The sequence below is a fragment of the Bacteroides oleiciplenus YIT 12058 genome (genome assembly GCF_000315485.1).
GTDB classification, from domain to species: domain Bacteria; phylum Bacteroidota; class Bacteroidia; order Bacteroidales; family Bacteroidaceae; genus Bacteroides; species Bacteroides oleiciplenus.
Genome location: NZ_JH992945.1, coordinates 304124 through 313266, shown reverse-complemented (window position 1 = coordinate 313266; position 9143 = coordinate 304124). Strand labels below are relative to the sequence as shown.

Here is a 9143-nt window from a genome sequence, read left to right as displayed (position 1 = left end):
TTGTTTCGAATTATGTAGGTATTAAGTATGAAGAAGATTATCAAAGTAGCTATATTGTTTATGGTATATCTTTGGTGTGCAATGGATTGTTGTGCCCAGTGGACAGCTCAAGATTCCTTAAATTTGAAGAAGATATTAGAAAGTTCTGAAGAAATAGAATTAAATAAGAGTGCCATTCAGTCAATAGGTACTAACTTTAATCAGCTTCCCGAACAACCCATTATTTATAAAGATCGTTTACATTTCGACACAAGTCTGCCGGATAGCCCTTATCCATTGGGGCAAGAACCTCTTCGAAAACCGGGAATGAGTCTGATGCCCTATAGTGGTGCTACCAAGTATAATTACGATCCGATATATAAAAAAAGAATAGAATTTACTACGGATAAAAAGCCCTTTGGCAAAGAGATAATGTTTCAGGAAAGTGCAGGAGAAATAATAAATAAGGGTAGTTTTAATTATAGCTTAGACGAACTGTTCACAAAAAAGTTTTGGGATTTCAGGACACGCAAAAATGCCCGGAAAACGTTGATTGCCCTGAGTCTTTATTCAAAACCCGATGAGGCCAAAGGACGCTATGAATACTATCGTTTAGATGAAGGAGACTATGCCATGAATTTTGTTGGTTCCGTGGAGGCTCAAGAGAAAATCAATACTGATTTAAAAGAGCACGAGCAATTGAAAAAAGGACTTCTCTATTTTAAATATACCTCCGAAGGCAAAGGCGACTTTACCTTTTACCTTCCCGATATGCATAACTTTAAAGGCACATTTATTCGTAACTGGAATGGATACAGACTTTTTTATGAAGGTATGGAACTTGTTGTTTCATTTGCGCAGATAGGAGGAAGGTTCTATCGGCTAAAGTTGAATCTTACTCAGCAGTTTCGTTCATTCTATCCTTCCGATGAAATAGAAAAGGTGCTCTTCACCACTACGGCATTAAAAATATCATCTGGCAGTGACAGGCGTTGACAGATATGAATCTGGTCTAGCTAAAAAAGAAAAAGCTCCGAAGCTATAAACTTCAGAGCTTTAATCTCGATTTTCGCGGTGCGTACGGGACTAACACATTTTGCTATTATACTGATAATCAATAAAATACTTATTAAAAATATATTAATGGTATCATATTTATATCATCTCCGCTTATTTTCTTCTATAATTTTATGCAGTGCTTCTATCTGCATCATCGCACCTTCATAAGCTGCTTTGTAGTTGACATTCGCATCAATATCCGTCTCAATCATATTCCCTTTGCCAGTACAAAGCCACTTCACATTCAATTCCGGGAACTTATCCACAATACGAGCTATTATATCAGTTCCAATAGCCCCCTTCCCGTTCCTTATGGAATTATAAATGTATCTATTTGATAATTCACAATAAGCCTCAAACGAGTTCTCACCTTTGACAACTCCCTTATCACGTGCATACCTTGCAAATTTTCGTAATCTGTCAATAGCCCTTTCTTCCATATCAAATAATCTTTTGACTTATTATGCGTAATGCTTGCCACATCCCCCTTATTTCTCTTCTCTCGACATCTAACTGGCCATGCTTGGGGTTATCAGCCTTTAAAGTCAGCACATTATCCAAGAAAAGACTGTTTTTCAATATCCGCTTGACTGAAAGTGTTTTCCCATACACAATACTCACAACTCCTGACGCGCTTTCCCACAAACCTTCTTCTATTTTGCGAGCAAGAATTTTAGCTCCGTCCGGTATAGTTGGCTCCATGCTGTCACCACGTACTTGAAAGACCATATAAGAATCATCAAGCACTTCACCTTCTTCCGGCATGACACCATAAGAATCAATTTCATAAGCTGTGTTATATAAGCTTTCGACAAATGAAGCCGCAGCATCTATCGGAACATATTTTACTTTTACAAGAATATCTTGAAGATAAGGAGCTACTTTACTAATCGTAGAGTCTGATTGCATTCTCGCATTTTTCAGAGCATCCCTAATATCCTTCTCCGAAGGTTCTATCTGTCCTGATGGAGTCTTTGCAAACAAACCTTCTCCAGTATATAGCCATGCTCTGCTCACATCATACTTCTCACAAAAAGCATCAATTGTTTTTTTACTTGGTAACTGAATCCCTTTTTTTATACTGGTAAGAGTTGATTCACTGGATATAATATTGTCTTTCTTCAATTTATACCCACTCAAACCACAATATGAAATTGCTTGCAAAAACCTTTTTGAGAGATCACTCAATTTTTTATCGTCAACTTCTTGCATACTTCACAAATTAAGTAGTATATTTGCATCCGTAATAGTAGCAGTATTACCACATAAATTGATTAAACATCCTATTTGGAGTTTATATATAGAAATCCGTAAATAGCTGCTACCTATTTGCGGATTTTCTTTTTCTCCACATTGTGTAATCGGCGGTAGGCCGCATAGCGGAGAGACAGAGGGTTACACTCTTACAACTCAATACTGCGAAAGGCGTGCGATATTGAGAGGCAAACGAAACCGGGATGCCTGCACAGCTACAAGTAAGCGAAAAATCCGGGAAGTCGGGTAACTTGTTAATGCCCGGCCAGCTAAGAACGGCGTACTTATACGAACGAGACATTTCTTATGCTGCATATAGCAAAAACGGGAAACCGTCTAAGGGCTAACTATGCAGCAATCCAGCACCTTACCGAATGAGATCGTCTTTTACTTCTTCAATTATTACAATACTAATAGAACGACATTACTTTTTTTTCAGAAAGCTTTCTTTTTACGCAAGCCTCACTTGTATAACATTTTATAAACCAGCAACTTATATTAAAACATGTTTTATAACATACGATATACTACAAATTTTATGAAGCATTTTATTGTACTTCTGAAAATATGAAGTATATTTGCAACGTCAAACAAACAAAGAGTGTAAGTTTGAACAACAAGAAAGCTGGCGACTTCAAAAGCCACTTACTACATATCTCATTGGCAAATGTAGTTGTTAGCTTTCTTTTATGCAAATTTTTTTGTGGAAAATTTAAGTATAAAATAGAAAATAATATGAAAGTAACAAAGAAAGATATTCTAAGTATTAAAGCTGGTTCTTCCAAAGTAATGCAGCTGGATTCTTACAAGGATTGCGTCAATGCAAGAAGCTACGCCTATCAATTAGCTTTTACTGATCCCCGTGAAGACGTTGAAAGATATTCAACATCCATCGACAAAGATAAAAATCAGATAACCATCGAAGCGATAAAGAAATGAACCGTTCAGATGCCAGAATGATTGCAGAAGAACTGCACAAGTTTATTCGCAATGATGTGAGAAAGGCTGTAACTGAAATGGCGACTGTTGAAACCGAAGAGTATTTGAATGCCAAACAAGCAGCTGTATTTCTTGGATGGAAGTTGCAAACCTTATACAATCGAATACATGATATTCCTCACACCAAAAATGGCAAGAGTCTCATTTTTACCAAATCAGCTTTGAGAAAATTCATGGAAAGAAAATAATCCCGGACGGATTTGGCCGTCTTTCCGGGAACTAACAAAACGTTCTTTGACATATTGTATAGTCTGAACAAATAAAGACTTAAAACAAGGTTTACTGCTTATCTAAAGGGCGAAATAGACCGACAAAGTAGCCAAAGCGGATTAGTGAAAAGAGTGTGAATACGGACTGCCAATAAGAAGATGCAGCACACGAATCACTAAGTTATCAAAAACAACTTATATTATGACAAAGTAAACGTAGGGCGTTTATAAATACATTCTTAACTGAATAGATACTTTAAATGATATATATACCCGTGCTTCGCAAGAAGCGGTCACCGCTAAAAAGCTACGGCCAACAATCCATCGGAACGCGGACGGGAACACATTTTAAATGCTAAAAGTATGAAAGGAATTACAGAAATGACCGAGCAAGAGATTCTTGCGTTAACGGAGGAAGATGTACAGAAATTGATTAAACTCCGCATGATGGAGGAAGGTATCAAAATTATGGATAAGCCGGAGGTTCCCGAATTGTTTGAGATTGAACCTGCTGATTTGAAAGTGTTCACGATCCCATTCTTTGAAGGTTACGCTTTTACAGACATGGAAGAAGCGAATGCGGTAGCAGAAGCATTACGTAATGCGAAAACCCTTCGCAAAGTTGAATACGATTGGAACAAACTCGGAAGCGACTACAAATATCTCGTCAAGAAAGATAAATACAATTACTCTATCAAGCCAGACTTTGAGGTTAACTGTGGCTTTGTATATTCAAGTGAACTATACGAAAAGATTTCAAACTTTGCCGCACAGAACAAGGTTATGAAAGAACAAGCAGCGAAAGACCAAAAAGAATATGACGAAAAGATGCAAGAAGCGTCCGGTATTATCTCGGAAATAAGCGGACGGGTTAAAGAGGTCAAAGTTAAGTATGAGCGATTGAATAGGCTTACTTACAAATTCGCTACTGACTATTATCCCCTTTCCGATCACAATGAGGATATGGCAATGAAATTTATGGCTAAAGCCTATTCTTTTACAGATAAAGAAAAAGAATACATATTACAGAATTACAAAGAATTACTATCTACAAGTGATGAATAAGTTTTTTAGTTAGTTATTGGCTCCTTGCTTGCGAAAGTAGGGAGTTTTTTGTAAAACTCCAAATTCATTATATGAGTAATATAGAAGATACAATTTACAATCTGCCAAATGAAGAATACCACCGTGGAGAAAGATTCAAAGATTTCCTAAGTAGTACGCAGATTAAAGATTATATGGTGTCCCCAAAGTTTGCCCGATACAAGGCATTGCACCCTGAAATGTTCGAGATCAGTATTGAAGCTTCTGAAAAAGGCTCGCTGTACCATGATGCAATGGAAAGTCTTGTTAATACTGGAACACTTGACAAATGGAGAAACAATCTTCTTGTATTTGAGCCACCTATAAATCCTAAAACTGGCTGTCCGTATGGACGAGACACCCAAAAATATCAGATTGCACTAATAGAGGCCAAAGAATCAAATCCCGGTAAAACATTGACAAGCACAACCGATATACAATTGGTTGAAACAATGGTTTATGAGCTTCTTAATAATTGCCGGGACACCTCCAAACAGATTAGGCAGATATTAAAATGGGGAAAAGCCGAAGTTAGCCATTTCGTTGAATACGAAGGATGCAAGTTCAAATATCGCCCTGATGTGGAAACGGCCAAAAAAATTGTTGACTGGAAAACATTGGCGGTTGATGATCTTCATGAAGAAACAGTTAACCGGACTATCGCCAAATTTCATTACGGTATTTCGGCAGCCTTCTACCAGTTTTTTGAACATGAACGTACTGGAGTATGGAAGGAGTTCTACTGGGTTATGCAACAAAAGACAGCTCCCTATGACGCAGTATTTGTCAGTGCAGCTAACTGGGCTTTCCATTTGGAAGACGGAATTGTGAAAATGGGGGCAAGCGCATTGGCATTCAAGAAATTGTTAGACCAGCATGTTTACTGTACACAAAACAATGATTTTGACGGTGCACAGATATTTATTCAGCCGGGATTCAAAGGACGAAGAATAATGATACCTGACACACCTGCATTTGAAAAGAACAAGATGTTTAACTTTTATAATAATCAAGAACAATGAGTAAAACAGAGAATCAATCCCCCCAACAAGGGAACTTGGGAATGGAACAACACAATGCTCCTTCACCAACAAAAACAGAACCGGTCTCCCCAACACCTTCCACACCACAACCGCCCGTTCCTTCTGCCCCACCAGCCTTTCCAGTACAACTGAAAGGATTGGAAAGCTGTTTTATCTCCCCTAAAAAGGCATTTATAGCAGCTGGTGGCACAGAACAGCAATTTGCCCGTGAAGTCAATTTCGCTATGCAGGCAATGTTGAATAATCCTTATTTGATTGACTGTGCCCGGCAATATCCCGATCATCTTGTCGAAGCAATCAAAAACGTTTCTCTTACCGGTCTGACGCTCAATCCTGAACTAAGGTTGGGGTATCTTGTACCGTACAAAGGCAAAGTGAAGTTCCAAGCTTCATACATGGGTAAAGTTGATATTTTGATCCGCACCGGTGTTGTAAAAGATATTTATTCTGATTTGGTTTATGCTAATGACGAGTTCAGCATGACAAAAGGTACCGGTGGCACTATCATCCACAAACCCAATGTATTCGGAGAACGTGGTGATCTTCTTGGAGGCTACTATTTTGCAGTCTTGACTTCCGGTGTTGTAAAATTCGATGCAATGCCCAAAGCACGTATTGAAGAAATAAAAAGTCGTAGTGAGGCTGTCAAGAAAGGCAAGCAATCCCCGTGGGACACAGACTTTGAAGAAATGGCTCGAAAAACAATCGTGAACTGGGCTTTCAAATTCCTGCCCAAAACCGGCATTTCAGATTCCATGATTAAAGTTCTTGAAACAGAGAGCCAGTTGGATGATGAAATGTTTGAAGACTGGAAAAAGGCACAAGGTCAGAAACCGGACGATTTTGAGGAAGACGATACTCCATACGCAGAAGAAGTCAAGTAATGGATTCATGTGAAAAAATTAGTAACAGTATCACAGCGGCTAAAGAACTGATCGAAAATGAAACACGTTCTTTGGCTGCTTTACATAAAGCAAAACAGCTTGAAAAAGAGCTTCATAAATCCGGCAAGTTGTTTCGTATTCCTACAATGAACGGAATTATAGAAACAACCTGCCCGAAAAAATACATAGAATACAATAACCAGTTTAAAATCAAATTAAAATGAGAACAGTAACAGTTGAAGTGCCCGAAGGACACATGGTAAAAATCGTGAAAGAAGAAAGTATGCAATCTACCCAAAAAGTTATGGGGGGGGGTAAATTTGAGTTTGAAGGTGAGACATTCATCCCCGGTGACGTAATTATCAATCCAAATCGCGGAGGGGGCAGCATGATGATTCTCTCTGAAATTAGAGAAGAAAGGCCGCTTCCTTTTTTACCAGCAATAAAAGTACCTTTCGGCCTTGTCGCTTATGTTCCTTCCAACGATGAAGGTGACAGAGTTTTTGTAAAACTCACACCCGAAGCTGGTATCGGAGGCATGAAGGGATTCCGTAAAGCTACAGAAGAGGAAAAGGCAAAGATGCTTGCCGCCATGAAGGAAGAAAAACATTACTCCTTCAATTTTGAGAAGTTACAGCCTGAATATATCCCGACTGTCGGCGATGTTGTTATCGTATGGGATGATAACAACAAAGAAAATGCGGTAGTCGGTATTATGAATGAAGTGGATGAAACGAGCAACCCATACAAAATAAATGATGGCACTTGGTATAAGAACTGCGACAAGTTCGTTTCAGAAAAACAATATAAAAATTTGATTGATGGGAAAGAGTAAATCTAAATCGGGGGGGGGGCGAGAAATTACACTCCCCTTCTCACAGCTCGTCCCAAAGGAATGAGCTACCAAGAGTATCGTGAACGCAGAGCCTATCAGAACGCATGGTTGAAAGAGCGACTGAAAGGCTTTATTTGTTATGTATCGTCTGAACTGGTTGTATATGACAAAATAACGGGATTACCCCGATTATTCAATCATCGTACAGATGATATACACAAAGCAAACATAAGGACTAACCCACAGCCATTTGTCGGTTCTGCCCGATATGGCTTAAAACCGTTATGATATGGATAAAGAACTATTTAAAGACAAGAATCCATTGCTTCGCAGACAAATGTTGGAAGACAATTGCGCAGCAGTTGAAAGAATCACCTATACCTCTCCTTTCAGTGAGGAAGAAATGGGTGAACGGAAAACGGAGTTGGCAAATATTGATCTTGATATGGCCGCACTGGAAGAAGAAAAGAAAGCTTTCATGCAGGCATACAAAGACAAGATGAAACCTAAAAAAGAGCGTAAAAAAACGTTGCTTACCGATATAAAGCGTGGTTATGAGGAAATTACGGATGAATGCTTTAAGTTCATGGAACGTAGCACCCGTACTACCGGATATTACAATGGTAATGGTGACTTGGTTAAAGAACGTCCGATGGAAGCACAAGAGATGCAGAAAACAGTCTTCGAGGACATGGAATCTACTGGTACGGAGGGATAAGCTATGAGGAAAGAAGAACTTATCAAGCAAGTAGCCGAATCAACCGGTATCGCTATTTGTGAAGTCCGAACTGTCATAGAGGCAGCACTGAAAGAGACCGTGGATGCAGTAGCTAATGGAAAGACTCTTTATATCAGAGGTTTTGGCACACTGTCACCCAAACACTATAAACGAAAAGTTGCTCGTAACATACACAAAAACGAGACTATTGTCATAGCGGAGCATTATACTCCACATTTCAAACCTGCCAAATCATTTAAAAACAGAACTAAAAATTTGTAGAACAGCATGGGAAACGAAAAGATGCAAGTGAACTTTGCTCCGGGTATGACCGAAGCAACCCTTAGAGTTATTGAACTTCACGAAGAAAATGAGTTACCGGTACTGGAGCCTGATAAGGTAGAATTAGCCGGAACAATTGGAAGTGTTCATGAATTTCTCTTGAAAAGAATCTCTGAAAAAGAGCAGATCAATCAGAAACGTTGCTATATTCTTGTTGATCGGGAGAAAATGACACTTAAACTTGTCACCAATGAAACTGACAGTAGGAATAAAGCTACTGTAAGAGGTGAGTTGAAATACTATCCCAAGTTTCTTGAATTTGGTATTAACACAAGCAAGACATGGGAACCGGTGCAGCTTTCAAAGTTCTTCAAAATGAATCGTGCCTTCTTCAAGGATGCACAATACAACATGGAACTGGTAACAGTCTTGAAGAACTTCAAAGCCAGCATTGACTCAAAAGTGGAAAACTCCCGACAAGACAACGGTAGTCGCACTGACAATTACAGCCAAGTTGTCAACTCCAATCTTCCGGCCTCATTCAATCTTATTGTTCCGATTTTCAAAGGTCGCCCGGCAGAAGAAATTGAAGTGGAAATCATTGCAGATGTGGATGGGCGTAACATTCGATTATCCCTTTGCTCTCCCGGTGCAGAAGTAATAGTGGAAGAAGAGCGTAATAAGGCCATTGACGAGCAATTGTTGTTAATTCGTAAATTGGCACCGGATATTGCCATTATCGAACAATAACAATGAAGTCTGTAAAGAAATACTGGAAGCCGGTACTTGTCGTATCGG

The 9143-nt window shown here is 38.9% G+C and carries 14 protein-coding genes; 12 read left to right on the top strand and 2 right to left on the bottom strand.

Annotation, left to right across the window (positions count from 1 at the left end; genetic code table 11):
• The first annotated feature begins 27 nt into the window (after positions 1–27).
• A complete protein-coding gene (locus HMPREF9447_RS27510) occupies positions 28–975 on the top strand; it encodes a DUF4858 domain-containing protein (protein WP_009132294.1) in 948 nt (315 codons plus the stop codon).
• 164 nt (positions 976–1139) lie between these two features.
• On the opposite strand, the gene HMPREF9447_RS24125 is transcribed toward HMPREF9447_RS27510, so the two are convergent.
• Positions 1140–1478 carry a hypothetical protein gene (locus HMPREF9447_RS24125; protein ID WP_004326694.1) on the bottom strand — a complete coding sequence of 113 codons (339 nt, stop codon included), beginning with the start codon at positions 1476–1478 and terminating at the stop codon, positions 1140–1142.
• Position 1479: 1 nt separating this feature from the next.
• Positions 1480–2250 (bottom strand): S24 family peptidase, encoded by a 771-nt coding sequence (locus HMPREF9447_RS24120; RefSeq protein WP_004326695.1) that lies wholly within the window; start codon positions 2248–2250, stop codon positions 1480–1482.
• Positions 2251–3027: 777 nt separating this feature from the next.
• Here HMPREF9447_RS24120 and HMPREF9447_RS24115 point away from each other — a divergent pair.
• From HMPREF9447_RS24115 to HMPREF9447_RS24070, 11 genes are all read left to right on the top strand, one after another.
• Positions 3028–3231 (top strand): hypothetical protein, encoded by a 204-nt coding sequence (locus HMPREF9447_RS24115; protein ID WP_005794293.1) that lies wholly within the window; start codon positions 3028–3030, stop codon positions 3229–3231.
• Positions 3228–3479 carry a helix-turn-helix domain-containing protein gene (locus HMPREF9447_RS24110; RefSeq protein ID WP_009132293.1) on the top strand — a complete coding sequence of 84 codons (252 nt, stop codon included), beginning with the start codon at positions 3228–3230 and terminating at the stop codon, positions 3477–3479. The genes HMPREF9447_RS24115 and HMPREF9447_RS24110 overlap by 4 nt, the downstream gene beginning before the upstream one ends.
• A gap of 384 nt (positions 3480–3863) precedes the next feature.
• Positions 3864–4565 (top strand): hypothetical protein, encoded by a 702-nt coding sequence (locus HMPREF9447_RS24105; RefSeq protein ID WP_009132292.1) that lies wholly within the window; start codon positions 3864–3866, stop codon positions 4563–4565.
• A 71-nt stretch (positions 4566–4636) separates the two neighbouring features.
• Positions 4637–5605 (top strand): PD-(D/E)XK nuclease-like domain-containing protein, encoded by a 969-nt coding sequence (locus HMPREF9447_RS24100; RefSeq protein WP_009132291.1) that lies wholly within the window; start codon positions 4637–4639, stop codon positions 5603–5605.
• Complete coding sequence (locus HMPREF9447_RS24095; RefSeq protein ID WP_004326700.1) at positions 5602–6510, top strand: recombinase RecT; 909 nt, start codon at positions 5602–5604, stop codon at positions 6508–6510. The genes HMPREF9447_RS24100 and HMPREF9447_RS24095 overlap by 4 nt, the downstream gene beginning before the upstream one ends.
• The gene (locus tag HMPREF9447_RS24090) at positions 6510–6734 is read left to right on the top strand and encodes a hypothetical protein (protein ID WP_009132290.1); all 225 of its coding nucleotides are present in this window, start codon (positions 6510–6512) and stop codon (positions 6732–6734) included. The genes HMPREF9447_RS24095 and HMPREF9447_RS24090 overlap by 1 nt, the downstream gene beginning before the upstream one ends.
• Positions 6731–7345: a hypothetical protein gene (locus tag HMPREF9447_RS24085; RefSeq protein WP_009132289.1), complete on the top strand. Its 615-nt coding sequence runs from the start codon at positions 6731–6733 to the stop codon at positions 7343–7345. The genes HMPREF9447_RS24090 and HMPREF9447_RS24085 overlap by 4 nt, the downstream gene beginning before the upstream one ends.
• A gap of 60 nt (positions 7346–7405) precedes the next feature.
• Positions 7406–7633 (top strand): hypothetical protein, encoded by a 228-nt coding sequence (locus tag HMPREF9447_RS27995; protein WP_117928592.1) that lies wholly within the window; start codon positions 7406–7408, stop codon positions 7631–7633.
• A gap of 1 nt (position 7634) precedes the next feature.
• Positions 7635–8063 carry a hypothetical protein gene (locus HMPREF9447_RS24080; protein ID WP_009132288.1) on the top strand — a complete coding sequence of 143 codons (429 nt, stop codon included), beginning with the start codon at positions 7635–7637 and terminating at the stop codon, positions 8061–8063.
• 3 nt (positions 8064–8066) lie between these two features.
• Positions 8067–8345 (top strand): HU family DNA-binding protein, encoded by a 279-nt coding sequence (locus HMPREF9447_RS24075; protein WP_009132287.1) that lies wholly within the window; start codon positions 8067–8069, stop codon positions 8343–8345.
• 6 nt (positions 8346–8351) lie between these two features.
• Positions 8352–9095 carry a hypothetical protein gene (locus HMPREF9447_RS24070; protein ID WP_009132286.1) on the top strand — a complete coding sequence of 248 codons (744 nt, stop codon included), beginning with the start codon at positions 8352–8354 and terminating at the stop codon, positions 9093–9095.
• Positions 9096–9143: the final 48 nt, after the last annotated feature.

Excerpts from the sequence above, each read along its gene's own strand:
- HMPREF9447_RS24090 (WP_009132290.1), top strand. The coding sequence starts at position 6,510 with ATGGATTCATGTGAAAAAATTAGTAACAGTATCACAGCGGCTAAAGAA.
- HMPREF9447_RS24100 (WP_009132291.1), top strand. The coding sequence starts at position 4,637 with ATGAGTAATATAGAAGATACAATTTACAATCTGCCAAATGAAGAATAC.
- HMPREF9447_RS24120 (WP_004326695.1), bottom strand. The coding sequence starts at position 2,250 with ATGCAAGAAGTTGACGATAAAAAATTGAGTGATCTCTCAAAAAGGTTT.
- HMPREF9447_RS24085 (WP_009132289.1), top strand. The coding sequence starts at position 6,731 with ATGAGAACAGTAACAGTTGAAGTGCCCGAAGGACACATGGTAAAAATC.
- HMPREF9447_RS27510 (WP_009132294.1), top strand. The coding sequence starts at position 28 with ATGAAGAAGATTATCAAAGTAGCTATATTGTTTATGGTATATCTTTGG.
- HMPREF9447_RS24080 (WP_009132288.1), top strand. The coding sequence starts at position 7,635 with ATGGATAAAGAACTATTTAAAGACAAGAATCCATTGCTTCGCAGACAA.
- HMPREF9447_RS27995 (WP_117928592.1), top strand. The coding sequence starts at position 7,406 with ATGAGCTACCAAGAGTATCGTGAACGCAGAGCCTATCAGAACGCATGG.
- HMPREF9447_RS24110 (WP_009132293.1), top strand. The coding sequence starts at position 3,228 with ATGAACCGTTCAGATGCCAGAATGATTGCAGAAGAACTGCACAAGTTT.
- HMPREF9447_RS24115 (WP_005794293.1), top strand. The coding sequence starts at position 3,028 with ATGAAAGTAACAAAGAAAGATATTCTAAGTATTAAAGCTGGTTCTTCC.
- HMPREF9447_RS24105 (WP_009132292.1), top strand. The coding sequence starts at position 3,864 with ATGAAAGGAATTACAGAAATGACCGAGCAAGAGATTCTTGCGTTAACG.
- HMPREF9447_RS24095 (WP_004326700.1), top strand. The coding sequence starts at position 5,602 with ATGAGTAAAACAGAGAATCAATCCCCCCAACAAGGGAACTTGGGAATG.
- HMPREF9447_RS24070 (WP_009132286.1), top strand. The coding sequence starts at position 8,352 with ATGGGAAACGAAAAGATGCAAGTGAACTTTGCTCCGGGTATGACCGAA.
- HMPREF9447_RS24125 (WP_004326694.1), bottom strand. The coding sequence starts at position 1,478 with ATGGAAGAAAGGGCTATTGACAGATTACGAAAATTTGCAAGGTATGCA.
- HMPREF9447_RS24075 (WP_009132287.1), top strand. The coding sequence starts at position 8,067 with ATGAGGAAAGAAGAACTTATCAAGCAAGTAGCCGAATCAACCGGTATC.